Source organism: Anabaena sp. UHCC 0253 (genome assembly GCF_009712085.1).
GTDB lineage: Bacteria > Cyanobacteriota > Cyanobacteriia > Cyanobacteriales > Nostocaceae > Dolichospermum.
On the sequence record NZ_VILD01000003.1, the window covers coordinates 692772 to 718995 of the forward strand.

Sequence of the window (26224 nt, forward strand, 5' to 3'; positions counted from 1 at the left end):
AAACTTTAACAATAAATAACGAATTGGTAAGCGCCCGTGAGGATGAAACTTTACTAGAAGCGGCGCAAGATGCGGGTATCCATATTCCTACATTGTGTCATTTAGAAGGTGTAGGAGATGTGGGGGCTTGTCGTTTATGCTTGGTAGAAATTGCGGGAAGTAATAAATTACAACCGGCTTGTGTGACAAAAGTTTCTGAAGGAATGGAGGTAAATACAAATAGTGATCGCTTGCAAAAATATCGTCGTACAATTGTAGAAATGCTATTTGCCGAAGGTAATCATATTTGCTCAGTTTGTGTCAGTAATGATCATTGTGAATTGCAAGATTTAGCCATAGAAATGGGCATGGATCATGTGCGGCTAGAATATCACTTTCCTTCTCGTTCTGTTGATACTTCTCATCATCTTTTTGGCGTAGATCACAATCGTTGTGTTCTTTGTACTCGCTGTATTCGGGTATGTGATGAAATCGAAGGCGCTCATACTTGGGATATGGCAGGAAGAGGTACAAAATCTCACGTAATTACTGATTTAAATCAGCCTTGGGGAACTTCTCAAACTTGTACTTCCTGTGGTAAATGTGTTAATGCTTGTCCCACAGGGGCGCTATTTAATAAAGGTGCAAGTGTGGGGGAAATGATTCATAATCGTGGTGAAATTGATTTCTTAGTAACCGCAAGACAGAAAAAACAATGGAATTTTTAATTATTTTCCCAGCAACATCCTAACCATGAATAACTCACCAAAAATTACCCTGATGCTATACCATATTCGACAAATATTTAAACGAATCCTTGTAGTGGGAATATTGACAACATTTATATTCCTGGGTTTAGTAAACTTCACATCCAATACAGTAATTGCTGCTGTCACTCAATTAGGAAATCCACCAGAAGAAGTTATTTATCGCTCACAAGTAAAATTAGATGATCAATTAGGTAAAGTTTGGCAAGTTGTTTTATTTAAACAAGTTTATCCTGATCAACCATCTAATATTAATCTTCGCTTAGTTGGGTTTCCTAGTTCTGCTGAATTAATTCATCCCCAACCTTTAAAAATTACCTCCAATACAGGTCAAATTTGGAGTGCTGCTGATGTATTTTTAGAGGAAGCCCCAGGTCCCACTATCGGTCAATATAACTTGAATGAGATATTACCTCAATTACCTCTAGAATCTTTAACTTTATCAATCCCTGTTCCTGGTAAAAACTTCATTAATATCTCTGTTCCTACTTCTGTAGTTAAAGAATGGCAATCATTAATTACAACTGAAAAGGACAAAATATGACTAAAATAAAATTAGCAACAGTATGGTTAGGCGGCTGTTCTGGTTGTCATATGTCCTTTCTCGATTTGGATGAATGGTTAATAGACTTAGCCGCACAAGTAGATATAGTTTATACTCCATTTGCTGATATTAAAGAATATCCAGAAGGTGTAGATTTAGTATTAATTGAAGGAGCGATCGCCAATGCAGAACATCTAGAATTAATCCACAAAATCAGAAACCGCACTAAAACAATAATTTCCTTTGGTGATTGTGCTGTTACTGGTAATGTTACCGCTTTACGAAATCTTTCCGGTGGTGCTGAATCTGCTTTACAATTAGCTTATATTCAACAATCAGATGTTAACCAGCAAATTCCCAATTTACCAGGTATTGTTCCCCCTTTACTAGATAAAGTCGTACCCGTTCATTATGTAGTACCTGTAGATATTTATTTACCTGGTTGTCCACCTTCAGCATCACGCATTCGGGCAGCAATTGAACCTTTATTAAAGGGAGAAAAACCAGAAATTAGCGGTCGAGAAATGATAAAATTTGGTTAATTTCATTGTCAATTATCAATTGTAAACTGTCAATTATTACCGAGGTGATTTATGTTAACAGCAGCAGATGTAATGACAAAAGATGTGGCAATGATTCGCAGTTCAGCCACAGTAAAAGAAGCCGTTGATTTAATGCGAGTGAGAGATTGGAGAGCATTAATTGTAGATCGTCGTTATGATGAAGATGCTTATGGAATTATCACAGAAAGCGATATTGTTTATAAGGTAATTGCCTATGGCAAAGATCCGAATACAGTCCGCGTTTATGAAATTATGACTAAACCTTGTATTGTTGTAAATCCAGAATTAGGTTTAGAATATGTAGCCAGATTATTTGCTAATCATCATCTCAGACGTGCGCCTGTAATTGGTGGTAAACTATTAGGAATTATCTCCCTGAGTGATATTTTGGCTCGGAGTAGTTGTTTAGAAAAACCGCGCTCATTTTTGTTAGAACAAGAATTACAAGATGAAATTAAAAAAGCTCGAATTGTTTGTGCAGAAAAAGGCATAAATTCCGCTGAATGTGCAGCCGCTTGGGATGTGGTAGAAGAAATACAAGCAGAAATGTCTCACCAACGTGCCGAAAAACCTCTGAAAACTGCCTTTGAAGATTACTGTAATGAGTATCCAGAAGCCGCAGAATCTAGGGTTTACGATTTGTAATTTGTAGGTTGGGTTGACGCAAGGAAACCCAACATTCCCTCAACTTTTTTGAGTTTCACTATCCTTGGAGAAGACACTTTCCGAGTATCTACATTCTACCCAAACTTGTACCTTAGAGGTATGTTAGAGAAAGTGGTGCGGACTATAATATAGAAGTGTAATAATGGCAGCTAACACTATCTCGATAAGTGATATAAGTTCTGTACAAGTACGTTTAGTTGAGGTACGGGATACAGGACATATCAATGTAAATGATCGGCATTTTGCGCTCAAAGCAGGAGCAAGCATTGATATTACTTCATCCCTTTGTGAGGGTATTAATATTATTACACTCGTTGTTAATACAAACTCTATTAAAGATGATCTCTCAAGGTTGGTGAGTGGAAAGAATGAGTGGGTGGGAAGATTTGAGGTTTATGTAGATGGAGCGATCGCTGGTTCGTATTCAAAACAGGGTGCGTACATCATAGGGGGAAAGGAAAATATCGTTGCATCCATCGAGATAAATGTTGCAAGGGATGTAAGTAAACCCACAGTTATGCAGCTTATCAATCAACTGCAAAAAGTGCAAGGCATAACTGATGCGAACAAAACAGATTTATCTAAGTCTCATCCTCATATCGTTTTCAAAAATGGCGTAACCATTCACACCTGGAAAAATTATGCAGGTGTTGATCATGTTTTTATTACTGATCGTTCAGGAAAATGTGTCTATGGAGGATATGTTGGCTGGATACACTCGCAATACTTACAAATTGCTCTTCAAACACTACACAACGAGTTGATTAGAGAGGAGTAGTAGTGTCACAGTGAAACTCAACAAAGTTGTGATCATGTTGGGTTTCCTTGCGTCAACCCAACCTACAATTATCTATTATGAAAAAAATTATTATTGATCCTGTTACCCGCATTGAAGGACACGCGAAAATCAGCATTTATTTAGATGATGAAGGTCAAGTAAATGATGCCCGTTTTCATGTTACAGAATTTCGTGGTTTTGAAAAGTTTTGTGTTGGTCGTCCTTTTCCAGAAATGCCGGGAATTACAGCCAGAGTTTGTGGTATTTGTCCAGTTAGTCACTTATTAGCATCAGCCAAAGCAGGCGATCGCATTCTCGCTGTTACAATCCCCAAAATAGCCACTCAATTACGCCGTTTGATGAATTTAGGTCAAATCCTCCAATCCCATGCCCTCAGCTTCTTTCACCTCAGCGCCCCTGACCTATTATTGGGCATGGATAGTGAACCTAAAAACCGAAATATTTTTGGTTTAATTGCTGCTGAACCAGAATTAGCGAGAGGTGGAATTCGTTTACGGCAATTTGGACAAGAAATTATTGAATTATTAGGAGGTAAGAAAATCCATCCTGCTTGGGCTGTTCCTGGTGGAGTTCGTGAACCATTAACTGAAGAAAATCGCAGCCATATTCAACAACGGATTCCTGAAGTTAGGACTACTATTCTTAATGCCATCAATTTATTTAAAGGCTTATTAAAAGATTACAAAAAAGAAGCACAAACCTTTGGGAATTTCCCTAGTTTATTTATGGGTTTAGTTACTCCTGAAGGTTTATGGGAAACCTACGACGGACAAATTCGTTTTGTTGATAGTGCAGGAAATATCGTTGCTGATCAACTTGACCCCACTAAATATCATGAATTTATCGGAGAAGGAGTGCAAAGCGATTCTTATTTAAAATCCCCTTATTATCGTCCTTTGGGTTATCCTGATACTACAGATCATTGTCGTTTAGATAGTGGAATGTATCGCGTCGGACCATTAGCAAGATTGAATATTTGTACTCATATTGGTACACCTTTAGCAGATGCAGAATTAAAAGAATTTCGCTCTCATGCTAAAGGTACAGTTCAATCATCATTTTTCTATCACTATGCCAGGTTAATTGAAATTTTAGCCTGTATTGAACATATAGAAATTCTCCTTGATGACCCAGATATTTTATCAACTCGTCTCCGTGCGGAAGCTAGTATTAATTGTCTAGAAGGTGTGGGTGTAAGTGAAGCCCCAAGAGGAACTTTATTTCATCATTATCAAGTTGATGAAAATGGTTTAATAGAAAAAGTAAATTTGATTATTGCCACTGGTCAAAATAACTTAGCAATGAATCGCACAGTTGCCCAAATTGCCCGTCATTTTATCCAAGGTGATGAAATAAAAGAGGGAATGTTAAACCGTGTCGAAGCTGGAATTCGGGCTTTTGATCCTTGTTTAAGTTGTTCAACTCATGCAATGGGACAAATGCCTTTATATATTGAAGTTGTTGACAAAAATGGTAGTTTAGTTAATCAAATTTACCGGAATTAATGAAGCGATCAAAAATCTAAAAAAGACAGGTTATTAAAAGCCTCTTTCCTTGGAGGAGAGAAGTTTTTACGGCGGTCTTAGAAGATGTTTTAAAAATCCCTCATGGTGTATCAAATATTTTCTGATCCTCCCTAAAAAGGGGGATTTTTACGCTAGTACACAACGGCGTAAATCAACCAACCATTAAGAATTCTCAAGAAAATTGTGTCATCTGCTTTTTTAATTTTTAATTCCGCCCTGCGGTACTAGTTCCCTAATTAAGGGGGGTTAGGGGGATCTAGCAGTGTCTAAAATTACCAGGCAAGGGAAATTTAAGAGAATCTAAAGTTTTTAATATCAAACATCCTCTAAACTCTAGTTATGATATTAAATAGGAAAATAAATCATGTCGAAACTGCGTATTCTTCATTTAGTTGGGTCTGCATATAATGATTTTTACTGTAATTTATCACGCCTTTATGCTCAAGATTGTTTGACAGGAATAGCAGATAAATCACTTTATGATTTTCAGATTGCATATATTACACCTGATCTGCTGTGGCGATTTCCTCCTTCTCTGAGTCCAGAAGATATTGCTGTTACCAAACCCATGCCACTATTTGAGGCTATAGAGTTTCTAACATTGCAAAACATTGACCTAGCGTTGCCACAAATGTTTTGTATTCCGGGAATGACACATTATCGCGCTTTATTGGAGTTGCTGAAGATTCCCTACATAGGTAATACTCCAGATATTATGGCTATAACAGCCAACAAAGCTAGAACTAAAGCAATTGTCGCCGCAGCAGGGGTAAAAGTACCTTATGGAGAAATTCTGCGTTCTGGAGACGTTTCTAAAATTGCACCTCCAGTAGTTGTTAAACCTGTAAGTTCTGACAATTCTTTAGGAGTATCTTTAGTTAAAGATGTTACTGAATACGATGCTGCTTTAAAAACAGCGTTTGAATATGCAGAGGAAGTAATTATAGAAGAATACATCGAACTTGGTCGAGAAGTCAGATGTGGCATCATTGTTAAAGATGGGGAATTAGTAGGTTTACCTCTAGAAGAATATCTAGTAAACTCTCACAAACCCATCCGTAACTATGCTGATAAACTCCAAAAAGGAGATGATGGCAACTTATATTTGACTGCTAAAGATAATATAAAAGCCTGGATTGTAGATACTCATGATCCTATGACTCAAAAGGTTCAGGAAGTAGCCAAAAAATGTCATCAAGCTTTAGGTTGTCGTCATTATAGTTTATTTGATTTTCGCATTGATTCAAACGGAGAACCTTGGTTTTTAGAAGCTGGTTTGTATTGTTCTTTTGCCCCAAAAAGTGTCATCTCTTCTATGGCAAAAGCAGCGGGAATTCCTCTCAATGAGTTATTAATAACTGCTATTAATGAAACCTTGGGTAGAAAGACAATAGATGTGCTTTAATTAAAACCCTTGTAGAGAATTTCGACTCCTGTTCCCTGTTCCCTTATCCCAACGACAATTTTTAACGCTCACCTACTTACATAATTTTTTGCCATGAGCTTGATCATTTGTAAACAATCACAAGCGATCGCATTTTGTGGATCAAACTTAAGTGCTTGTTGCCAAGATGCGATCGCTTCTCTCCATTCTCCTTGCAATGCTGATAATTTCCCAGCTAAGGCATGAAAGTCTGCATTACTGTAATACAAAGCGAGAGCTTGATTATTGTGCGTTGTTGCTTCTAAATAATGCCCCTTTGTCAATAAATGCAATGCTTGTCTGTGATACCAAATGGCTTGGTCGTGCAGACTGAGCAAGTCAGATAAATCGGCTTTGCAGCGTCTACAAGTTCGAGAGGAGACAGGAGGAGTCTTGCTGTCAATTTCTCCCCTATGCTCCCCTGTTCCCTTTGTCGGACGATAAACTGCACCACAGACAGGACATTTCATGATTTCTCACTCTGACTCATTGGAACTTGCATAGTAAAGAAAATCTGAGAGTTCTTCTTGTAATTGGGGTAATTCTGCACTCTTGTTTGCGATGGCGTTCCGCCCACCGGAGGTGATCGCATTTTCAATCTGAGCTAATAAGTCTTGTAATTCCTCTGCTTGTTCAGAATCTATGGTTAAAAGTGTTTGTTGAGCGCGATCTAAAAGTGCTGTTAATTCAGGATCAATTTCTACTGCGGAAATTGTCTCTTCTGTTGAGATTTCCATTGTTTCATCAATTTCAAACAAGGCATTTAAATCTGCCCTAGCTTGCTTCAATTCATGGCTAGAAAGTTTCTGAATACCTGCATTATTAACTACTAGCGTTCCTTGTTGCCCATTGCCTTTCTCAGTCGTGGTGACAGTGAGAATCCCATTCATGTCAAAGTCAAAGTGAACCTCAATTTTAATGTCTCCTGCTGGTTTGGGTGGTAAGTTTTCCACCTTAAAAGCACCTAGAGGAACATTTTCTTCAGCGATCGCATTTTCTCCCTGAAAAACTTCAATTTCTACCGCTTCTTGTTCATCAAACACGGTGGAATAAACTTGAGAGCGAGAAACGGGAACAACACTGTTGCGGGGAATAATCACACTGAAGTAACCCGGCATAATCCCCATTGGTGTAGACACAGCCGCAGAAAGACCCAAGGAATGGGGAATCACATCAACAAGAATGGCATCAACCGATTCACCTACCAACACCCCAGCTTGTAAAGCTGCTCCTAAGGCCACACAAAGGTCTGGTTGAATGCCATCACTAGGAGTTTGTCCCAGATGTTCGGAAATCATTTCTTGCACCAGAGGAATGCGCGTAGAACCACCAACTAAAATAATCCGGTCAATATCGTTGGGTGCGAGGTCTGCATCTGTGAGAGCGCGGTCAATTGCCTCTAGGGTTTCTGTCAATAAAGGACGAATCAATTTTTCCAAATCTGTTCGCGCTACTTCTGTCTCTAGATGTAATGCAGTTTTGCCTTTACTGCCTAAAAAAGCTTCTCGAATTGTGGCAAAAGCATGGGAACTCAGATCAATTTTTAACTGCTCTGCTGCTCGCAAGAGACGCGCTTGGGTGGCAGCATCATCTGGCACATCCACACCATGCTGTTTACGAAATAGATCCACTAAATAGAGTTGCAAAAGCCTGTCGAAATCGTCTCCACCCAAGCGGTTATTACCATGAGTTGCTAATACTTCTGTGACTTCGCCTGTAATTTCCACTACCGACACATCAAAAGTCCCACCTCCCAAGTCATAAACCAAAACCCGTTCTGTTTCTTCGGAACGCAAATCATAAGCTAAAGCGGCGGCTGTTGGTTCGTTGATAATTTGCAGTACCTCCAAACCAGCTATTTCCCCAGCCGTTTTAGTTGCTTGGCGTTGAGCATCTGTAAAGTAAGCGGGAACTGTAATCACGGCTTGGGTAATTGTTTCTCCTAAAGCATTTTCAGCCCGTTGTTTGAGGGCGCGGAGAATAATAGCGGAGATTTCATGAGGTAAGTATTCTTTATCCCCTAAAGTGGTTTTGTGGTCAGTTCCCATCCAACGCTTAATTGACTTCACAGTGCGTTCGGGAGCAGCAGCATATTGACGGAGTGCTTCTCGTCCCACCAGCACTTTACCCGTATCGCTAAATCCTACGCAGGAAGGTAAAATCAGGTCGCCATCTTCTCCTGGCAATACCCGCACCTGTCCGTTTTCGACAATTGCTACTTCAGAATTTGTTGTCCCTAAATCAATACCAACTGCTTTCATAAAGTTTCTAATTTAAAAGTTTTTGCCCCTGGTGCGATCGCACTGAAGCTTGGGTAATTACAAAATATCGTATTTTGGCAGCATGACAGCTTTACCACTAGATATAAGGTTACAAGATATTGACCAATTAATTCATAATTCTTTAGTTGGTGATGCTAATTCAAAAGACTCTCATATTCATCGTGATCACCGATCCAAATCCAATAATAATCGTCGCCCTTTTTCAAAGCTAATGCGCGATACCCACCACTGACACGGGCAGACCAAAGATTCTTACCCACTTTTTTGAAATGCAATGAGGGATGAAGTGAATTTTCCTGCCAAAGTTGATAAGCTTTCCGGGCTTGCTCTTGCATCTCAGGTGACAATTCGGCATACGCTTTCCAAAAATCAGCCGTCGCAAAGGACTTCATCCAGATCCCTCACCTTGCTTGCTGCAATGTCCTCTTCTGCTTGAGCAATGAGACGATCTAATTTTCCTGATTCTAAGTCCGCTTCGATTTGCCGATCCCACATCTCATCTAGATATTCTTGAAGCCATCTTGCCAGATTACGAACTTCATCCTCTGGTAATTGCTTGATTGCTGATTCAACTTCTAGGCGGGTGTTCATTGGGTACTCCACATACTAACAGCAGACTTGTATGCTTACTAATTATAATTTAGAGGTCAGCACTTGCGCGATCGCTCCCCTCGCCGCAGGCATCGCCCCTAAATCAAAACTAAAATATCACAATATTGTTTGCTCCAATGTTTTGTTATACAGCGATCGCTTGCGTTGCGGAGCAAATTGCCAATTACCTTTGTAATCTTAACAAGATAGTCACAATCTTCAAGTAATTGAACTGGAAATGAATTAACCTTAACGGAGCGATCGCTGTTTTAATTGAGGGCGATCGCGCTACAGGGTATGTTACAATGACTAGAGTTATTTCTCAAACAAAATGCAATGCGACAAGTTTCAGTTTCAGAAGTAAAGAAAGATTTTGCTTACATTATGGATAGCGCCCAACAAGAACCCATTCTTGTTAAAGAACATGACCGCAATTATGTGGCTATTATTTCGATGAATGATTATGAGGATTTGGTAAAGATTAAAAATCTGCGTTTAAAAAATATATCTGCGGATTTAGGGGCAGAAGCTCAGGCAAATGGACTAACCTTAGAACTGTTAAACGAGATACTTAATAGTGATGCTTAATCGCTATGTTTTGGATGCTAATGTTTTAGTTAGTGCTGTTTTATCTCCTGGTTCTACTGCTAATCTAGCTTACCAAAAAGCTCTTGACACTGGTATCTTATTGATTTCAGTTGAGACTTTTGCGGAGTGCGAAAGTGTGATATTTCGTTCCAAGTTTGATCGTTACATTTCTGTAGCACGTCGTCAAAAATTTTTAGCGGAATTTAGGACAGCCGCCGAGTTAGTCTCGATTCTTGAGTTAATTAATGATTGTCGAGATACAAAGGATAACAAATATTTAGATGTAGCAATTAATGGTTCGGCAAATGTCTTAATTACAGGTGATCAAGATTTATTGATTCTTCATCCTTATCGGGGAATATTACCAATTTTAAGTCCGTCGGATTTTGTTAGGGATGATGTTTACTGAAAAGTATCTTTAAAAGGTTAACTTTTAGAGGGATAAAATATGTAAATCAGCAACAGTAGGATATGTTAGCGTAACGCATAATGATTACAAACTAATCACAATTAAAAGCAAAAAGGCGCGTTAAGTAACGCACCCTAGAATATCGCCGATCGCACTAAAATCTCCTTGCAAGAATAGCTATTCTTTTGGCATCCTGCGTTTTTTCGGTGGAGTCCATATTTCTCCAATAAACCTCGTCTCCAACAAACGCCATTTCTTTTTGTGGCAAAATATTGATTGTGATTATACCCAGATCAAAGTAATTACTATAATCTATTGTTGACAATACGCTCATCTTTATACTTTCGGTTAATGCGGAGTTCTTTAGACCCTCTTTTATAATTCCTACATATTTTTCAAGGCTAATGTTCAGCACCTTTGCTTCTCTCTTTATACCCACAACATTTCGGTTCCCAACCTTAAGGCTTTTTATGCCGTCAAGCTCTTCTATTCTTATTGCATCAGATTCCTTGTCTGCTACGCCAATTATGATGCCACCAGCAGAATCAGGACCATTATTTGCAATCGCCGCAATCGTATTTACTAACTTTTTAATTATCGTGCTATCAATTTCACGAGCATTTGAAAGCGTAAGGATACCTTGCTTCAACTCGTAATTTCCTAATTCGATTTCAGACCTTCTAATTGCAGCGTCAATATCAGGACAGGTATTTCCTATAAATGCGCGTGGATTTCTGTCATTCGGTATAAATTGTTGTTGAATTAACCCTTTCACTTGGTTGATATTTTTTCTTCGTTCACCAGGAGATGAAGCCCTTTGCCCAATTTCAACCCGCCCCCGCCTTCCTAGCCCACGTAGAGACTCTTTTACTCCACTGTAGTTGCTAATCTTTTTATTCTCCTTAATCAGTAGTTCATGAAATGAAATAAACACAATGGCAAATATTGATGGAAAAGGGTTACTGTTTCGAGTCGGGAAAACGATACTCTTTAGCGTTTCGATCTTGCCTGCATTGCAGACCTGAATTATTTCATCTATACAAAATATAAATTCTTTCTGAAAGGTGTCATCACCATGGATTTGCAAGGCGTTTGAAATCCTTTCAGATTCACTGTCGTCAGAGTTGTATACTCTATCGAGTGCTTCTTTTGATCTCTCTAGACAAACGCCTCCAATAATACTTGCACCAATATCTGCGACACATTGCTCATCCATACTGTCACGCAAATCTGTTGATCTAAGTATTCCTTGTTTTACCCAAAACACTTCCTCGGCCTGAATGAGATAGCCATGCTTTGTCTTTGGAAGGTCAATACTAATTGAAGGCATTGATGTTAGAGGTAATACATTATGAGAAACATCCCCTCGTAATTTGCAGGATATTGTCCTCACCATGTTTGAAAAGGGGTTTTGAACTCCAGCTTGACGACGCTCTTGGTCGCTTAATCTATGACCATAGGTATTGATTCTGTCAAAAACATCATTTATCTCTGCATCAGATGCATTTCTCATTACTGATAATGCCAAGGTATAGTCCAGCAAAATACTTATTTCTTTTGGTGTAAGGTATGGTCCCGTTTCGTTTTTCTCGAATAGCCCCTCGTCTGCATTTTTCTTTGCAGTGGGAAAATTATTTACGTTGAAGTATCGATTATCTAAATCTGGGAACGACGTTTCGATAAATGACAGTATTGCCTGGAGTCGTTGAAGCCCATCAATGATTTCATATGTCCCCGTCTCCCCATCACGTTCAGCTATCAATATGGCTGGTATAGGGTATTTCTTTAATATGGATTCGATCAGCTTTTGTTTTTCCGTAAGCGTCCAAACAAGTTTCCGTTGATACCTTCTATTCACATATAATTTAGTCTCTCTATACATCGAATATAGAGATTGAATTGATGTGGGTTGAGATATAAGTTCTGCCATGTTTTTGCTTTCAAAAAATATTCTATGACAAATATTACATGACTTGTCAGACAAAACAACCAATGAGTGTAATAACAAGATTTTTGCAGGGTAATATATCTAAATAGCGTTTTATCTGGCAAAAAGCAACCTTGTAGAGTGTTCTAGCGGAGAGTAGCGCACAAAAAATTAGCATTAGGTAACATTTTGATGCGTTGCACTGCACTAACAAACCTTACAAGATCGGTAATCTTAGGGAAGTAATGATTGCGATAGCGAAGCGCTCCGTAGGAATCGCTATTCCTGTGAGTCGTTATTTCTAGGCGATCGCTATTATTGTGAGTCGTGATTTTTAGTCAATAGACATCAAATTCTCAAAAGGATGACGATTTTTCCAGCGGTAAGTATTAAAGTCCCGAAAATCAACAGATAGAATCCGCCCATGCCCCAAATGTTCGGCAAGAATAATCAATGAAGCGTCCGCTAAATCCATTGGCAGAGAACTATATTGATTCATCAATTCACTGATTCTTTTCCCATCTTGAACGTTGAGATCAAAAACCTCAAAAGCACCAATTTCTAAACTATGAATAAACGTCTGTTGAGCATTTGTGCCTGTACGTTTCAAGAGAATATGACAAGCTTCCGTAATCACACACCATGTTGTAACCAGAGGCTCATCAATCGTATCTAGAACTTCTTGAGCGAGAACATGATAATCATCACGGCGATTGATTAGTGCTATCCAAAAGCCAGAATCAACGATGACCATATTTTTCGTTAAGACTTTCAGTGAGATATTGCTTGTAATTAACCGACAAATCAGAGTCTCCTTCAGCACAACCAATCAGCCCTGATTCTCTAAGGAGTTGCAAAGGTTTTACAGGGGATTCTTGATGTAATTTTTCATAATAAAGATCGATCGCCACTTTCATAATGTCAGACACACCTTGATTTGTCCGCTGGCGAATGTAATTAAACTTACTAGCGCGATCGCTATCGAGCCTTGCATTAACTCTCATATTTTTGCTTGTCATAACTCTGTATGACAATACTATAGATCAAAAAATTCAAAGTTAAGTAGTTCTCAAATAGTTTCCTCATAGGGCGATCGCGTATTGCTAACGCAAAGCGTCCCGGAGGGAACTAGCGCGACCTAGTAATCGCTCTTTTCCTCGTATGTATCGTATATTAAGTATTAGAACCCAAATCAAATTCCTAAACTTCATGTAATTACTACAAGGATTTAACTGTGATTACAAATGCTAGTAGCCTTACCCTTAGCAATCTCCGTCAAACCTTTGGTTTAAGACTCAACTCTAGCGATCGCTTTTTTGATGAATGGTTAAATAATTCACCAACACTAACCGAAGCAGAACTACAAGGACTAGATCGCCTCACTCGCAACTATAACTATCTCAGTCAGGAGGAAGCGCCACTCGAAGAAATTGTTAAGCTTGTCGTGGTGTCGCCATTGCTAGATTTGGCTGGTTTCTATCAATCTCCTTTTTTGGTAAAAGCAGAAGTAAGTACCAGTATCGAAGTTGCTGATGAAGCTAATGCTATGGCGGTTCAAGGCAGAATTGATATTTTGGTAATCCAAGATAGTTTTTGGATTTTGGTAATCGAATCAAAACCTGCAAAGCTGGACGTTACCGCAGGAATTCCCCAAGCACTGACCTACTTATTGAGCGCGCCTAATTTGCAGTCAAGTTGCTATGGAATGGTGACAAATGGCAGAGAAGTATTGTTCTTGAAATGCGATCGCCACCAAAATGTCCCTCAATATACGCGATCTCAAACTTATCGGTTACTTGAAAATACAGCAGAACGTATCCAAGTTTTGCAGGGACTTAAACAAATTGGGGCTTATATTGGTGATTTGAGGAGTTAGGCGATACCGGCGGCGAGAGAAGCGATCGCAATTACTGTGAGTCGTGATTTCTAGGCGATCGCTTAATATTTGTATTTGCGTAGGTGCATCATGAGAGAGCAAGCAGCGATAAATTCTCATCTTCATGAAATAATTTAATCGCGTTAAAATTCCGGCGCAGCAGATTTTCAATTTGTAATGTCGAACAGTTTCCAAGACGAAGCCAAATAACTTTAGGTGGATTTCCAAAGATTAAGCTCAGGTCGTGCATATCCGCATCTTTCGAGACAATCATCAAATTATTGTCTTTTGCATAGTTCCAAACTACTGGGTCAGTCGTTGCTTTCATACCCACATCTCGAACGTGAAGCGAATTTGGGAAAAGATCGCTTAAACGGTTTGGCAACTTGGGCGACAAGTTTTCATCGAAAATTGACACTCTCAGGGCTAAAGCCACTGAGATTCTTGGTTCAACGAGTCCACTTAACTTAGAACCCTTGCGGTATCTAAGCCAGAGGTGGTTCTCTCCCCAAGCGTTAACTTTCCCTCTGCCCGAAGGTAGTTGCATTACTGCAAATTTTGATTGAGTTTAAATTCTGTGTCGTCTAGCTCCCATGAAGATTTTACCTATTCGGAGGGCAGTCACTAGAACTATGGAATAGAACCCATATCTTCAGTTGTCAAGGACCAGAAAAGCCGTTAGGCAGTTAGGTTTTTATACAGGTTGATTACCATTCCTGTTGTGAACAGTATAACATCATTGAGAGCAAAGATAACAAAACTTCGCGCATCTCAACCAATCTTCATGAAAAGAAAGACTCTATGCGGTTAAAACCGTGGTCAGTGAGCTTGCCGAACTGCACGAGTCGCTTATATCTCAGGTCTAAAGACACTGAGCTTTACTCTTACCGGATGCTCTTGTAATTTCATGCAGATAATGGCGTGGTCATAAACCGACGCTCACGATCAGCAGCATAAGCAATGCAGGCCTTTAAATCCTCTCGTGTCAGATCAGGAAAATCGGCGAGAATTTCTGCTTCAGTCATCTCAGAAGCCAGATATTCAAGCACTTCATAGACCGTAATCCGCAAACCACGTACACAGGGTTTACCACCGCGTTTCTCAGGCTCAATTGTAATGATGTCTCGGTAGTTCATAGGTTTTTACAATCATTAGTTGCATTCGTATATTTTACCGAAATAAAGAAATTAAGCGTACATCTTTCAACTAGGATTTCGCTCTGAATAAGTTACTTCTCTATTTTTGTGTCGCTACAATCACCTGTGCTTCTCTTAAGACTTTATCGCCCCATAAATAACCCCGGACTACTTCTTGAATCACCGTATTTTCCGCGACATCTGCTCTAGACTCACGTCCCACAGCATACATTATTTGGGAGTCAAAAGGTTTACCCTGGGCGACAATGGGAACAACACGGCGTTGTTTGAGGATTTCTAAAAGCGATCGCCTAATTAACTCTACTCCCTGTTGATTGCTGGTGAAAATTTCCGTTAATGATTCTGACATTGGTAATTTGTCTATCTCATTAGATTCAGTATAATTACCATTAATCCAATCTAATAGCTTTTGCCAGAAGCCTTTTTGTATTAATGGTTTTGAGTTTGAGGTAGTAGATAATGCTTCTAGTTCCCCTTGCCAGTAAGTACAAGCCTGATCTAAAGCATCCACAATACCCAGTAAATCTTTGAGGAATTTCTCCTGCTGCTGCTCAAATTTCCCCGATGTCTGTTTTTGACTTTCTTCCAGACGTATTTGCAGATGTTCTTGATCTGCACGAGTTACATCCAATGCTTGCACCAGAGCATCTTGAGTAGAACGCAATAATTTCCCCTGTTGCTTCATTTCATGACGTAGAGCAGTCCATTCTGCCACCATTTGATAGGGATCAAAGGAATTAGCAGATGACGGTGCTTCACCTAAATATTCAGGGGGTACTTGTTCTGAGTGTAAATAATCTAGAAATTTGGTAAATAAAGCTTCTTTGTCAGTTGTCATTGGTAATTGGTAATTGGTGATTGGTGATTGGTGATTGGTGATTGGTAATTGGTAAATACTTGGTAGGCATTATCAATGATTTAAAATGTGGCACGAATTAAATCATCTAAACTAACTTCTAGTTGAGATAGGGCTTTTTCTTGCACCTGTTTTAAGATTTCTGGATTCAGTTCTGCTTTTAGGGGACGAAATTTCAAGAAATCCTCATGTTGACCTGTATCTCCTTTACGAAGTGCCTCGTAAGCTACTCGAATTTCCTTAAACTCTTCTGGATAAGTATGAGCAGGAAATTCCCGTAGCTTAGTATGATACGCCGCTTTAATTTGGGCGCTTGTTGCTCCTGGTGAAATACCTAAACGTTCGTAATTGTCAGCCATAAATAATTTCCAATTAAGATGACATCAATTGAATTATCAGTCTTTATCTGTGTTTATCTGCGTTTATCTGCGTTCACTTATTCTTGATATCTAACTTTTACAACAATTCTTGAAAACCTGCTTTTCTTCTACCCTTGCGTTTTTTAGATGTAGATGATGCGTTTCTAAAGATAAAGTCTAAATCTATTTCATCATCATCTTCGTCTTCATCTTCCTCATCTGAGAAATCAGGCATTCTGTTTAACATCATTTTCTTTAGTTCTGGAAGCATTCTTTCAAAATCGGCTTTAGGCATTTTGTTGCCCAATAATTTTTTAAGCATCCCTTCCAATAAATCATCAACATTTGACATATTGAGATTGTCAAATTGCTCTGGATCTGGCATGACGCTCTGAGTTTCTCTATTATTGAGAAATGCCTGTTCTTCCCGAAATGCTTGTAATGCTTTAGCATCTTGTAGACGACGGGCTAATTCAAATCCCTGCTGCTTTAATTGTTCATAATTTGGATGATCAACATCATAAGTAGTGGCTCTAGCTAATAGCAATAAAGGGTTTTGTGGTTCTCGACGTAGTGCTTCATCTAGGAAAGGGATCAGGGTTGTAATCTCACCAAAACGGCGTGCTTGGAGTTGAATATTTGCCAGAGCATTGCCTGGTTGGGGCATAATATCGAGGTAAAAACGTACGGGAAGCTCTAATTTTTTGGGACTACTTTCTTTAACAGCTAAAACAACTAAATTGGCAACTCTGGCTTCTGGGTATTCTATTGATAGGTCAATCAAATTTTGCCTATACTGACTGATTAAAGCGGCGATCCCTTTTTCCCGTTTAGCAAAGAGGTGGATAGAAAGAGCGATCGCTTGCAATACAGCAATTTGTTCTTGACCAGCTAATCTTTGTAGAATAGTTTCCCATACTTTGGCTGCTGCTTTTTGGTCTAATGAAACTCGACCACCGGAATTGGGCGGACTTTGGGCTGCATTCACGAATATCTGACAAGCACGGATAGCCGGATCTCGTGGATTTTCTGTCTCCACCATCCGGCTAAATAAGGGATAACTTAACGTAGATAAAGCATCTATCCAAGGTGATGTTTCTATTTGAGGTTCAATATTCAGATCGCCAAAGTGCTTGCCAAATTTGCGACGAGCTTCATTGAATGCTTGTCTGTCACCTAGTCTATTCCAACAGTGCAGCAGTGTACTATAAACTTCTTCATGCCGACATCCACTTTCTAGTGATTGGGTAAGCAGGGCGATCGCTTCAGTATAATTTTCTTCCATGGTCTCAATTAATCCCTTGCGCCCCAGTAACTCTGGCGATGTGGGACAGATGCGTTCGGCTTGTTGCAAAGCTCCCAAAGCTGCACGTTCACGATCCAGTGCCATGTAAGCATCTGCCATCCAGCAGTGGAGATGCGCTTGGGTCGCTTTCAATCGTTGTGCAGGCCATTCTTGAGGTTTTTGTTTCGCTTCCTGTTCTAACCACTTCAGAAACCGTGTTAACAGACGTGGACGTTCTTGATCGTGATCATTAGCATCGAAAACTTCTAAGAGATTGATTGCCAGTTGGGGGTTAAAGGGTTGCTCTGTTAACAAAGGTTGCCAGAATAGTTCAGCACAGCTTGGTTCTCCTTGATTCAGTGCTTGTTGTCCGGCTAGGGTCAATAGCAGTGGACGGAGACTTTCTAGTTCTGGAAAACGTGGGGAACGTCGCTCTATCTTCAATAGCAGATGTGCAGCCCCATGGTGATCACCTTGGTCAATCAGTTGCAGCATTTGCAACACCGTTAATGCCTCTTGGATATTTTTATCTACTGTTGTTCGCGGATTTATAGATTTGAGGGGTTCTTGTGCTGTTTTTCCCTGTTGGAAAATTGCCAAGCGTTCTAAAATTGGATGCTCTAAATACTTTGGTTGACCAAATAAAGACGATTTCAACCCTAAAAGATCAGCCGCAGCATCCCAATTACCGCTGATTTGTTGAGTATAAACAACCCAAGCTAGGGGCAAGTCTCCATCAGTGACAGCACGCTTAATTTTCAAAAAAGATGTCAAAGCTGTTTCTGGTTGCCCATTTTTTAGCGCCAGAACGCCTCGTACCCAATGGAGTTGGGCAGCACTAAAGCGTTTAGATTGTTCCTGAATTAACTGCTCAACTGTAGCGGTATCTCCTTTGAGTAACAAGAGTTTTAGGTAACAGATGCTGTATTCTTTTGGTAGAGTACCTGCTTCAAAAACATTTCTGAGCAAATTTAGTGCTGCATCTAATTGCTTCAACTCCAGCAAACATCTAGCTTGCCAGTAATGAACTTCTCCCACCAAACCAAATTCTAGAGCGCGACCAAAGGATTTTTCTGCCTGTTTAAAATCTTGTTTTTGAAATTCTTGCTGACCCCGTAGCAACCAAATCTCTGATTCTTTGGGAGTAAATTCTATATTAGGATGCGATCGCTGATTTTTCTTGATTTCTTCCAATGCCTGCCGATATTTTTTCTGGTTTAGCAATTCTTGCAGTTGCACCTGGAAAGAGTTTTCAGCAATTTTTGTCTCTGCGCTAGAGACTTGTTGTTGTGAGTGCTGTTTAGATTGATGTTTAGCCACTGGGCTTTCTTCCTAATTGTTTTTTTATTTTCACCCTCATATAGCAATCCTAAATGATTCATGAAAATTTTCTATTGGCTATTGCCCTAACCAATAAGTTCTCAACTCAAATAGGACTATAGTTGAGGGCGGCTCTAGCTGCTCTCTTAATTTTAATATTAGTGGGCTGTTTTTTTGACACCATTGCTGTCTTAGGTCTCCCCAAGTAGAACAACTGCCGTTTAATTGTCAAGGTACAGATTACTGTTAAGCAGTTAGGTTTTTATACAGGTTGATTACCTTTCCTGTTACAAGTAATATAACACAAGTCGCTGGAGGAAGACCGCCTCTAACTGGCTTTCATCCCTTGCCTAAGATTCCTGATAACCATTATCCAACACAGAAAAATCCCTATGAACACACAACCTATCCGCGTCGGAGTTCTCGGTTTTGGTGGACTTGGACAAGCAGCCGCAAAACTCCTCTCCAGCAAACGGGAAATGATTCTCGTTGCCGCCGCAGACCAAAAAGGCTACGCTTACTCCACAGAAGGTTTAGACACCACAGCTTGTATTACCACCTACCAAAATCAAGGTACAGTCGGTTCTTTAGAACCAGTTGGGACATTAAGCAATAACAGCATTCAAGACCTGATTGAAGCCACAGGTGACGCTGTAGATGGTTATTTCCTGGCTTTACCCAACCTCCCCAACGACTTTATTCCCAAGGTCGCTAAAGAATTTATCAAAGCTGGTTGGAAAGGTGTGCTGGTGGATGCTATTAAACGCACCAGCGCAGTAGAACAACTTCTAGCGATGAAAGATGAACTGCAATCTGCGGGAATTACATATATGACAGGCTGTGGTGCTACTCCTGGACTGTTAACTGCTGCCGCTGCTTTAGCTGCTCAAAGTTACGCGGAAATTCACAATGTAGTAATTACCTTTGGTGTGGGAATTGCTAACTGGGAAGCCTACCGCGCCACTGTTCGGGAAGATATTGGACATATGCCTGGTTATAGTGTGGAAGCCGCTAGAGCTATGACTGACGCAGAGGTAGAAGCATTATTGGATAAAACCAACGGTGTATTAACCTTAGAAAACATGGAACACGCTGATGATGTGATGTTAGAAATTGCGGGAATTTGTTCACGGGATAGAGTCACAGTAGGTGGTGTAGTTGATACCCGCAATCCAAAAAAGCCCCTCAGTACCAATGTGAAAATTACAGGACGTACTTTTGAGGGGAAAATATCCACTCATACCTTTACATTAGGCGATGAAACCAGCATGGCTGCTAATGTCTGCGGTCCCGCTTTTGGTTATCTCAAAGCTGCCCAAGAATTACATCAACGAGGTATTTCTGGCTTATTTACAGCGGCTGAAATCATGCCTAAGTTTGTAAAATAGATCATTGTAAGAAGGTGATAGGTTATAGGTTATAGGGAGGAGAAGAGAAAAATGTTCTTCCTTCTTCTTTCTTCCTGACTTCTGAATGGGCGCAGGCCCTGCGCCCCTACTAAGCTGGTGGAAGTTCGGAAGATGAAAAGAACTCGATAGCTGCTTCTTCCATGACAGTGGGGGGTGTTTGGATAATAAAAGGTAATTCAGCACCTACAAGACCCCGTTGGATACGTTCTGATGTTTGATTGAAAACGACAAATAGAGGATAAATAGTATTTGCACCCTCACTTAAAATATGACTGTGACGGGGGTGCATAATCCATTCGTATTCTTTGTCTAACCACACTTGACTTTTGCGCCATCTTCCTAATAAATCAGAAAAGTCTTCATGGGGACGATGAATAAAAACTAAAATTTCTACACCGGTTTTGATTTTCCATTCGGGGTCACACATGATAATAGCTATATCACAGGGTAAAGCTATTGTTTTGGAAGTTTTAGCTTCAATATCACGGATACGGACGATTGGTAAAGGGATTGTGATCACACTTTCAGAAGGACGACGCAGACTCGGAATCATCTCCAAATAGGGACGATGTTGTTTGAGGAGAGCGATCGCTGATAAATGATTGCTATACTCAGCTAAACTAGTTTCATAAACAGATTTTTGTACAGACATAATTTTGTAAAATATAAAAGTGTAAAGTATGAAGGATGAAGTATGAAATGATTGTTTTAGCCTTCATGCTTCATCTTTGAACTTTTAACTAACCCATCTTTTCAAATACTTTGAACATTGGCAAATACATGGCCAGCAAAATCGTACCGACCATCCCCCCCAGCACTACAATCATCAATGGTTCTAACACGCTGGTGAGTGATTTAACGGCTTGTTCTACTTCGTCTTCATAGAAATCAGCAACTTTCATTAACATTCCATCTAGTTGACCTGTTTCTTCACCAATACTCATCATCTGAATTGCCATAGCTGGAAAAACAGCTTCTTTGAGTAATGCCACACTAATCATACCCCCTTGTTGAACTTCTTCACGAGCAGAATCAATCGCGTTAGCAATAACTTGGTTTCCTGATGTATCTCTCACAATTTCTAAACAGGTTAAAATCGGTACTCCAGAGCGAGTTAATGAACCAAAAGTTCTACTAAACCGGGCAATGGAAGATTTTTGAATCAAATCACCAAACAAAGGCATTTTTAAAGAAATACCATCAATGTTTAACTTACCAATAGGGGTTTTGTAATACTGCTTATAGATAAACGACAACACAAATAGAATCGCAATAATCAGTACAGACCAATAACTTCGTAAGACTTTACTACAAGTCATCAAAAATTGCGTGAGTGCTGGTAATTCTACTCCTATAGATTCAAAAATGTCTGCGAAAATTGGAATCAGAAAAACTGTCATTCCCACAAAAATAGCAGTTGCTAAAAAACCCACAACCATCGGATAAGACATAGCTGATTTAATTTGGTTCTGTAATCGTGCCATGTCTTCTAATAATTTAGCTAGACGATTTAAGACTTCATCTAACACACCCCCAATTTCTCCAGCTTGCACCATACTCACATACAAACCATCAAAACATTCAGGATGTTTACGCATGGAATCTGAGAGGTTAATTCCAGTTTGGACATCGGCACTAATTTCCATCAGAGCCGCTTTTAGTTTAGGATTACTACACTGTTCAGATAGTACACCTAAGCCTCTGACGATCGCTACACCTGCATTTACCAAAGCCGCAAATTGACGAGAGAAAACGGCTTTATCTTTTACAGAAACCTTCACGAAGGAATTCTGAATTTTCTGAATATCAAACCGAGAAGCCAAACTTTGAGATTCTTTTAAATCTTGAACAACAAAGCCTTGGTTTCTGAGATTAGTCCGAGCATCTGTCAAGGAATCAGCAGTAAATTTTTCTGTTCTGGATTTTCCCTGAGAGTCACGAATTTTGGCAACGTAAGTAGGCATAATATTAAAATTTTGTTAGTTGTCAGTTGTCAGTTGTTAAAAAGTTTTCCCTGTTCCCTGTTCCCTATTCCCTATTTAACGTAATTTAGCTCCTGCTGGGGCTGTTGCACCAATTAGACGCTGTACTTCATCTGGTTTGGAAGTTTTAGATATTGCTGCTTCAAAAGAAATAGTTCCTGCTTTATATAAATCAGCTAAAACTTTCTCTAGAGTTTGCATTCCCAACTTACCACCAGTCTGAATAGCTGAATAAATTTGTGCTGTTTTTCCTTCCCGAATCAAGTTAGAAATAGCCGGAGTAATAATCATGATTTCTTGAGCCATTACTCGACCATATTCATTGGGTTTAGGATTTTTCTTAGATACTAAAGTTTGACTAAAAACTGCTACTAAAGAGTTAGACAGTTGTACACGCACTTGGGTTTGTCTTTCTGAGGGAAAAACGTCAATAATCCGGTCAACAGTTTGTGAAGCAGAACTAGTGTGTAATGTACCAAATACCAAGTGACCTGTTTCTGCTGCGGAAATTGCCAAAGAAATAGTTTCTAAATCCCGCATTTCTCCTACGAGAATAATATCAGGATCTTCCCGTAAAGCTGCTTTTAAGGCATTAGCAAAACTTTTTGTATCTTCCCCTAATTGGCGTTGGTGAACTAGACTTTTAATTGGTTCATAAACAAATTCAACGGGGTCTTCAACTGTTAGTATATGTTCTGCCCTCGTGCGGTTAATTAAGTCAATCATTGCCGCTAGAGTCGTAGTCTTACCTGAACCTGTTGGACCTGTAACTAAAATTAGTCCTCTTGGCTTTTCCGACATTTCTCGGACTATATCTGGTAAACCTAATTTTTCAAAGTTAGGAATTTTAGAACTTAATGCTCGTAAACAAGCAGCATAAGCACCACGTTCTTTATAAACATTGACTCGGAAACGTGCTAATCCCTTGACACCGTAAGAGCAATCTAATTCCCATGTTTGTTCTAAGGTTTTGCGCTGAGTATTATTGAGCATACTAAAAATTAACCTTTGACACTCATCGGAGGTAAGACTGTGGTCGCCAATAGGTGTAAGATGTCCACTGATGCGAAAGTAAGGGGGTAAACCGGCAGATAGGTGCAAATCTGAGCCACCCATATTAATCAATTGTTCCATCAAGTCTTCAATCATCATTTCCATAATCTTGCTCCATTTTCATTAAATAAAAATTAAAACTCTCAACCCAAAAATGCGTTGCTAATCTGCAAATCTAGGTGTCATACAGTAAGGACAATCTAACCATTCTGGTTGTAATTCTGCACTACAAGTCCGGCAAGTTAGTCCACTTTTCCGTTTGGCTTTTAATTCAGCTTCTAAACCAGTATCGGTGAATGTTACCCGTTCTACTTCTTCTAAGGTGGTTGCACCTTGACGTACTAGGTCTAAACTGTATGCTAGTAAGGTTTTCATCCCCTCTTCAACAGCTACTTCTTTAATCCTTTCTGTGGGTGCTGCTTGGTTGATGAGGGTTTGTAAATTTTCAGTAATTCGCATTACTTCATAAACACCACAACGTCCCTTGTAGCCAATCCCATTACATTTAGGACAAAGGTTTTGATTGCTAGAGATTTCCTCCGGTGGGATAATGTTGGCTTTGTAGAAAGTTACTTGAGCCTCTTGGGAAGCTGATAGACCATAGCGAGCTAGTTCTTGAGTAGTGGGAGTATAGGGAATACGACATTCAGAACAAACCCGACGAACTAGACGTTGTGCTAAAACCCCAATCAAAGAACTAGAAACCATGAAAGGTTCGATTTCCATTTCTCCTAAGCGAGCGATCGCTCCAGGTGCATCATTAGTGTGTAAGGTAGTTAATACTAAGTGACCTGTTAATGCCGCTTCAATGGCTGTTTTGGCTGTTTCTTTATCTCGTGTTTCTCCTACCAGTAGCACGTCTGGATCTTGACGCAAGAAAGCCCGTAATGCTGTTGAGAAATCTAACCCTTTTTCCCGAATTACCTGTACTTGAGTAATCCCTGGCAAACTATACTCAATCGGATCTTCTACGGTACTGATATTAATCCCCGGATCATTCTTTTCTGATAGTGCTGAATACAAGGAAGTGGTTTTACCTGAACCAGTCGGACCTGTGACTAGAATCAATCCAAAGGGCTTACTAACCATATCCTTGACTATATTCAAAGTCTCTGGATCAGTAATTAACTTATCCAAACCCAATTGGGTGGAGGAGTTATCTAAAATCCGCAGACAAACCTTTTCTCCATAGCGACTAGGGAGGGTATTTACCCGGAAATCCACCTTTCTACCGGCAAATATGCGGCGGATACGTCCATCTTGTGGTAAACGCCTTTCAGCAATGTCTAGGTTAGAAATAATTTTAAACCGGGCTGTTACCGCGGGGATGATTTTTTTCGGCATATTTTCAAATGCCTCACGCAATACTCCATCTTTTCGGAAACGAACCCGTAAATATTCTTCTTGGGGTTCAATGTGAATATCCGAAACACCCTCATTTAAAGCTTTTAGCAGAATTTTATTGACAAGTTTAATGATTGGTGCATCATTAGCATCCTGACCTGGATTATCTAAATCAACATCATTATCAGTAACTTCCTCCATATCCTGATTGTCTAGATCATTTAAAGCCTTAGTCACGTCAAAGCTTTTTTGCTGTTCTAGAATTTTTTGTCGTGCAGCTTGTTCATCTAGGTATTGATTAATAATTTGTTGGTAATCTTCCTGGGTAATTACCATGCGCTGCAACGCCAAGCTTTGGGGACGCAAAATCCGATTGAGATCATCAGATGCTTCTAGATTATCTGGATCAACCATCGCCACCAATACATAAGGTGGATTTTGGGTATCATTTTTGGACAATGGTACTAAATGATGCCGGCGACAGATATCAACAGGGATGAGAGTTTGAATTAAAGTCCCCACATTTGCTGTTTCAATTTGGTTGAGTTCCGGATCAAGAGACTCAACACCGTAGAGAATTTTGAGTTCAAATAAATGTTGTTTTTTGTATTCCCTGACAAACTCAGGTGATAATTGTCGCCCAGTGATTGACTCTAATACTTCTGTCAGTGGTCTCCCAGACTTGCGGCTTTCAATTACAGCCTGCCTCATCTGTTCATTATTGACATAGCCAGCTTGCACTAGCTTATTACCGAATGGCGAAAACTCTGTTCTTGTGGTTAGAGCCGTGCTGCGCCGTTGTGGTGATGAGTAAGTCATAAGAATACACGGTAAGTGGGAAACTCAGAGGCTTTAGCCCTGAGATGGAAACAGGCACGAGCGGTTGTAACCGCCTTGAATACTTTTTCATTACCGCCTTGGAGTTGGTCAATTCGGGGTACTTTTGTGATGTACTTTCAACGGGACAATTACCGATTCAAATTTCCCAACTCTGTACGCATAATGTATTGCTCCAAAGAGCCTCCCATTTCTGGGGTAATGTTAGCTTCGACCAGTTATCAGAGCTTGTTAGGCTTGCAACACTGTTCCAGTGACCTTAGAACTGTTTAATCACAAGCGACAGAGCGGGGAACTAGTGAAGCAGCGCGGTCTTGGGGGTTTCCCCCATGAGCGACTGCTGAACCCCGAAGGGGCTACGCATTCCAAGGTGTCGTGACTCAAATAACGGCTACCATAAGACTAAGCTCAGGGTGGTCTGGTCAGTATGGCTTGCTTGATTACTCTTGCAAGCCCAGTTCCTTTAGGGCTGGGTTACTGACAAGCAATTGGGTTAGGGTAGGAGAACCTCTTATTTAAGTATTCCCATACTGTGGTAGATAATTCTCATTGATACCTTATTAAATTCTAGTCAACAACCTTTCTACGTAAAAATTTTTATAATTGGGGTATGAGGTAACACGCAACAGGTAATATTCAATAGGGTTTAAAGTGGATTTTTCGGGAATTTTGCCTAAATTTC

Annotated in this window: 28 protein-coding genes; 12 read left to right on the top strand and 16 right to left on the bottom strand. The window is 39.8% G+C overall.

All coding sequences use genetic code 11. From position 1 onward, the window contains the following. The 7 genes from hoxU to FJR38_RS11280 all read left to right on the top strand — a co-directional run. A partial coding sequence (gene hoxU / locus FJR38_RS11250) for a bidirectional hydrogenase complex protein HoxU (RefSeq protein WP_168537030.1) occupies window positions 1–707 on the top strand: 707 nt, incomplete at its 5' end. A gap of 25 nt (window positions 708–732) precedes the next feature. After that, window positions 733–1290 (top strand): DUF3122 domain-containing protein, encoded by a 558-nt coding sequence (locus tag FJR38_RS11255; protein ID WP_254445250.1) that lies wholly within the window; start codon window positions 733–735, stop codon window positions 1288–1290. Next, a complete protein-coding gene (locus FJR38_RS11260) occupies window positions 1287–1832 on the top strand; it encodes an oxidoreductase (RefSeq protein WP_168494232.1) in 546 nt (181 codons plus the stop codon). Before FJR38_RS11255 ends, FJR38_RS11260 begins: the two co-directional genes overlap by 4 nt. Window positions 1833–1883: 51 nt before the next feature. Then, window positions 1884–2498, top strand: coding sequence for a CP12 domain-containing protein (locus FJR38_RS11265; protein ID WP_168537032.1), 615 nt, complete (start codon window positions 1884–1886; stop codon window positions 2496–2498). A 163-nt stretch (window positions 2499–2661) separates the two neighbouring features. Then, entirely contained in the window at window positions 2662–3297 is a 636-nt protein-coding gene (locus FJR38_RS11270) for a hypothetical protein (RefSeq protein WP_168537034.1), read from the top strand. 77 nt (window positions 3298–3374) lie between these two features. Then, a complete protein-coding gene (locus FJR38_RS11275; protein ID WP_168537036.1) occupies window positions 3375–4823 on the top strand; it encodes a Ni/Fe hydrogenase subunit alpha in 1449 nt (482 codons plus the stop codon). A gap of 385 nt (window positions 4824–5208) precedes the next feature. Further along, complete coding sequence (locus FJR38_RS11280; protein WP_168537038.1) at window positions 5209–6249, top strand: D-alanine--D-alanine ligase; 1041 nt, start codon at window positions 5209–5211, stop codon at window positions 6247–6249. Between the two features lie 68 nt (window positions 6250–6317). Here the strand turns inward: FJR38_RS11280 and FJR38_RS11285 are convergent, their stop codons facing one another. The 4 genes from FJR38_RS11285 to FJR38_RS11300 form a co-directional block, all read right to left on the bottom strand. Beyond that, the gene (locus FJR38_RS11285; RefSeq protein ID WP_168537040.1) at window positions 6318–6737 is read right to left on the bottom strand and encodes a tetratricopeptide repeat protein; all 420 of its coding nucleotides are present in this window, start codon (window positions 6735–6737) and stop codon (window positions 6318–6320) included. A 6-nt stretch (window positions 6738–6743) separates the two neighbouring features. Next, entirely contained in the window at window positions 6744–8528 is a 1785-nt protein-coding gene (locus tag FJR38_RS11290; protein ID WP_168537042.1) for an Hsp70 family protein, read from the bottom strand. Between the two features lie 155 nt (window positions 8529–8683). Then, a complete protein-coding gene (locus FJR38_RS11295; RefSeq protein WP_168537044.1) occupies window positions 8684–8941 on the bottom strand; it encodes a type II toxin-antitoxin system RelE/ParE family toxin in 258 nt (85 codons plus the stop codon). Further along, the gene (locus FJR38_RS11300; RefSeq protein WP_168537046.1) at window positions 8919–9140 is read right to left on the bottom strand and encodes a hypothetical protein; all 222 of its coding nucleotides are present in this window, start codon (window positions 9138–9140) and stop codon (window positions 8919–8921) included. Before FJR38_RS11300 ends, FJR38_RS11295 begins: the two co-directional genes overlap by 23 nt. 31 nt (window positions 9141–9171) lie before the next feature. Between FJR38_RS11300 and FJR38_RS11305 the strand changes: the two genes are divergently transcribed. The 3 genes from FJR38_RS11305 (at window position 9172) to FJR38_RS11315 (ending at window position 10137) form a co-directional block, all read left to right on the top strand. Then, window positions 9172–9336 (top strand): hypothetical protein, encoded by a 165-nt coding sequence (locus FJR38_RS11305; RefSeq protein ID WP_168537048.1) that lies wholly within the window; start codon window positions 9172–9174, stop codon window positions 9334–9336. Between the two features lie 140 nt (window positions 9337–9476). Further along, window positions 9477–9728 (top strand): type II toxin-antitoxin system Phd/YefM family antitoxin, encoded by a 252-nt coding sequence (locus FJR38_RS11310; protein ID WP_168537050.1) that lies wholly within the window; start codon window positions 9477–9479, stop codon window positions 9726–9728. Beyond that, on the top strand, window positions 9721–10137 hold the full coding sequence (locus tag FJR38_RS11315; RefSeq protein ID WP_168537052.1) for a putative toxin-antitoxin system toxin component, PIN family: 417 nt from the start codon (window positions 9721–9723) through the stop codon (window positions 10135–10137). The genes FJR38_RS11310 and FJR38_RS11315 overlap by 8 nt, the downstream gene beginning before the upstream one ends. A gap of 154 nt (window positions 10138–10291) precedes the next feature. Here FJR38_RS11315 and FJR38_RS11320 read toward each other — a convergent pair whose 3' ends face one another. From FJR38_RS11320 to FJR38_RS11330, 3 genes are all read right to left on the bottom strand, one after another. Next, entirely contained in the window at window positions 10292–12067 is a 1776-nt protein-coding gene (locus FJR38_RS11320) for a DUF262 domain-containing protein (protein WP_174763957.1), read from the bottom strand. A gap of 331 nt (window positions 12068–12398) precedes the next feature. Next, window positions 12399–12818: a type II toxin-antitoxin system VapC family toxin gene (locus FJR38_RS11325; RefSeq protein ID WP_168537054.1), complete on the bottom strand. Its 420-nt coding sequence runs from the start codon at window positions 12816–12818 to the stop codon at window positions 12399–12401. After that, a complete protein-coding gene (locus FJR38_RS11330) occupies window positions 12805–13083 on the bottom strand; it encodes a CopG family transcriptional regulator (RefSeq protein WP_234301152.1) in 279 nt (92 codons plus the stop codon). Before FJR38_RS11330 ends, FJR38_RS11325 begins: the two co-directional genes overlap by 14 nt. 215 nt (window positions 13084–13298) lie before the next feature. Here FJR38_RS11330 and FJR38_RS28455 point away from each other — a divergent pair, with 215 nt between their 5' ends. Beyond that, window positions 13299–13940 (top strand): type I restriction enzyme HsdR N-terminal domain-containing protein, encoded by a 642-nt coding sequence (locus FJR38_RS28455; RefSeq protein WP_168537056.1) that lies wholly within the window; start codon window positions 13299–13301, stop codon window positions 13938–13940. An 88-nt stretch (window positions 13941–14028) separates the two neighbouring features. Here the strand turns inward: FJR38_RS28455 and FJR38_RS11340 are convergent, their stop codons facing one another. The 5 genes from FJR38_RS11340 to FJR38_RS11360 form a co-directional block, all read right to left on the bottom strand. Continuing rightward, window positions 14029–14487, bottom strand: a complete 459-nt coding sequence (locus FJR38_RS11340; protein WP_254445249.1) for a DUF5615 family PIN-like protein — start codon at window positions 14485–14487, stop codon at window positions 14029–14031. 358 nt (window positions 14488–14845) lie between these two features. Further along, window positions 14846–15076, bottom strand: coding sequence for a DUF433 domain-containing protein (locus FJR38_RS11345; protein WP_168537058.1), 231 nt, complete (start codon window positions 15074–15076; stop codon window positions 14846–14848). A gap of 100 nt (window positions 15077–15176) precedes the next feature. Beyond that, window positions 15177–15935: a nucleotide exchange factor GrpE gene (locus tag FJR38_RS11350; RefSeq protein ID WP_168537060.1), complete on the bottom strand. Its 759-nt coding sequence runs from the start codon at window positions 15933–15935 to the stop codon at window positions 15177–15179. Between the two features lie 80 nt (window positions 15936–16015). Continuing rightward, on the bottom strand, window positions 16016–16312 hold the full coding sequence (locus tag FJR38_RS11355; RefSeq protein ID WP_168494199.1) for a J domain-containing protein: 297 nt from the start codon (window positions 16310–16312) through the stop codon (window positions 16016–16018). Window positions 16313–16409: 97 nt separating this feature from the next. After that, a complete protein-coding gene (locus tag FJR38_RS11360) occupies window positions 16410–18917 on the bottom strand; it encodes a tetratricopeptide repeat protein (RefSeq protein WP_168537062.1) in 2508 nt (835 codons plus the stop codon). A gap of 392 nt (window positions 18918–19309) precedes the next feature. Between FJR38_RS11360 and FJR38_RS11365 the strand changes: the two genes are divergently transcribed. Beyond that, on the top strand, window positions 19310–20305 hold the full coding sequence (locus FJR38_RS11365; RefSeq protein ID WP_168537064.1) for a saccharopine dehydrogenase-like oxidoreductase: 996 nt from the start codon (window positions 19310–19312) through the stop codon (window positions 20303–20305). A gap of 109 nt (window positions 20306–20414) precedes the next feature. Here the strand turns inward: FJR38_RS11365 and FJR38_RS11370 are convergent, their stop codons facing one another. From FJR38_RS11370 to FJR38_RS11385, 4 genes are all read right to left on the bottom strand, one after another. Then, a complete protein-coding gene (locus FJR38_RS11370; RefSeq protein ID WP_168537066.1) occupies window positions 20415–20978 on the bottom strand; it encodes a hypothetical protein in 564 nt (187 codons plus the stop codon). A gap of 88 nt (window positions 20979–21066) precedes the next feature. Continuing rightward, window positions 21067–22290, bottom strand: a complete 1224-nt coding sequence (locus FJR38_RS11375) for a type II secretion system F family protein (RefSeq protein ID WP_168494192.1) — start codon at window positions 22288–22290, stop codon at window positions 21067–21069. A gap of 75 nt (window positions 22291–22365) precedes the next feature. After that, window positions 22366–23466 (bottom strand): type IV pilus twitching motility protein PilT, encoded by a 1101-nt coding sequence (locus FJR38_RS11380; protein WP_168494190.1) that lies wholly within the window; start codon window positions 23464–23466, stop codon window positions 22366–22368. A gap of 57 nt (window positions 23467–23523) precedes the next feature. After that, complete coding sequence (locus FJR38_RS11385; RefSeq protein ID WP_168537068.1) at window positions 23524–25524, bottom strand: GspE/PulE family protein; 2001 nt, start codon at window positions 25522–25524, stop codon at window positions 23524–23526. Between the last annotated feature and the right edge of the window lie 700 nt (window positions 25525–26224).

Coding starts and splice junctions, on each gene's coding strand:
- FJR38_RS11300 (WP_168537046.1), bottom strand. CDS start 9,140: ATGAACACCCGCCTAGAAGTTGAATCAGCAATCAAGCAATTACCAGAG.
- FJR38_RS11315 (WP_168537052.1), top strand. CDS start 9,721: ATGCTTAATCGCTATGTTTTGGATGCTAATGTTTTAGTTAGTGCTGTT.
- FJR38_RS11385 (WP_168537068.1), bottom strand. CDS start 25,524: ATGACTTACTCATCACCACAACGGCGCAGCACGGCTCTAACCACAAGA.
- FJR38_RS11255 (WP_254445250.1), top strand. CDS start 733: ATGAATAACTCACCAAAAATTACCCTGATGCTATACCATATTCGACAA.
- FJR38_RS11265 (WP_168537032.1), top strand. CDS start 1,884: ATGTTAACAGCAGCAGATGTAATGACAAAAGATGTGGCAATGATTCGC.
- FJR38_RS11325 (WP_168537054.1), bottom strand. CDS start 12,818: ATGGTCATCGTTGATTCTGGCTTTTGGATAGCACTAATCAATCGCCGT.
- FJR38_RS11270 (WP_168537034.1), top strand. CDS start 2,662: ATGGCAGCTAACACTATCTCGATAAGTGATATAAGTTCTGTACAAGTA.
- FJR38_RS11290 (WP_168537042.1), bottom strand. CDS start 8,528: ATGAAAGCAGTTGGTATTGATTTAGGGACAACAAATTCTGAAGTAGCA.
- FJR38_RS11280 (WP_168537038.1), top strand. CDS start 5,209: ATGTCGAAACTGCGTATTCTTCATTTAGTTGGGTCTGCATATAATGAT.
- FJR38_RS11260 (WP_168494232.1), top strand. CDS start 1,287: ATGACTAAAATAAAATTAGCAACAGTATGGTTAGGCGGCTGTTCTGGT.
- FJR38_RS11370 (WP_168537066.1), bottom strand. CDS start 20,978: ATGTCTGTACAAAAATCTGTTTATGAAACTAGTTTAGCTGAGTATAGC.
- FJR38_RS11350 (WP_168537060.1), bottom strand. CDS start 15,935: ATGACAACTGACAAAGAAGCTTTATTTACCAAATTTCTAGATTATTTA.
- FJR38_RS11330 (WP_234301152.1), bottom strand. CDS start 13,083: ATGACAAGCAAAAATATGAGAGTTAATGCAAGGCTCGATAGCGATCGC.
- FJR38_RS11305 (WP_168537048.1), top strand. CDS start 9,172: ATGCTTACTAATTATAATTTAGAGGTCAGCACTTGCGCGATCGCTCCC.
- FJR38_RS11355 (WP_168494199.1), bottom strand. CDS start 16,312: ATGGCTGACAATTACGAACGTTTAGGTATTTCACCAGGAGCAACAAGC.
- FJR38_RS11310 (WP_168537050.1), top strand. CDS start 9,477: ATGCGACAAGTTTCAGTTTCAGAAGTAAAGAAAGATTTTGCTTACATT.
- FJR38_RS11375 (WP_168494192.1), bottom strand. CDS start 22,290: ATGCCTACTTACGTTGCCAAAATTCGTGACTCTCAGGGAAAATCCAGA.
- FJR38_RS11320 (WP_174763957.1), bottom strand. CDS start 12,067: ATGGCAGAACTTATATCTCAACCCACATCAATTCAATCTCTATATTCG.
- FJR38_RS11340 (WP_254445249.1), bottom strand. CDS start 14,487: ATGCAACTACCTTCGGGCAGAGGGAAAGTTAACGCTTGGGGAGAGAAC.
- FJR38_RS11365 (WP_168537064.1), top strand. CDS start 19,310: ATGAACACACAACCTATCCGCGTCGGAGTTCTCGGTTTTGGTGGACTT.
- FJR38_RS11275 (WP_168537036.1), top strand. CDS start 3,375: ATGAAAAAAATTATTATTGATCCTGTTACCCGCATTGAAGGACACGCG.
- FJR38_RS11380 (WP_168494190.1), bottom strand. CDS start 23,466: ATGGAAATGATGATTGAAGACTTGATGGAACAATTGATTAATATGGGT.
- FJR38_RS11285 (WP_168537040.1), bottom strand. CDS start 6,737: ATGAAATGTCCTGTCTGTGGTGCAGTTTATCGTCCGACAAAGGGAACA.
- FJR38_RS11295 (WP_168537044.1), bottom strand. CDS start 8,941: ATGAAGTCCTTTGCGACGGCTGATTTTTGGAAAGCGTATGCCGAATTG.
- FJR38_RS11345 (WP_168537058.1), bottom strand. CDS start 15,076: ATGAACTACCGAGACATCATTACAATTGAGCCTGAGAAACGCGGTGGT.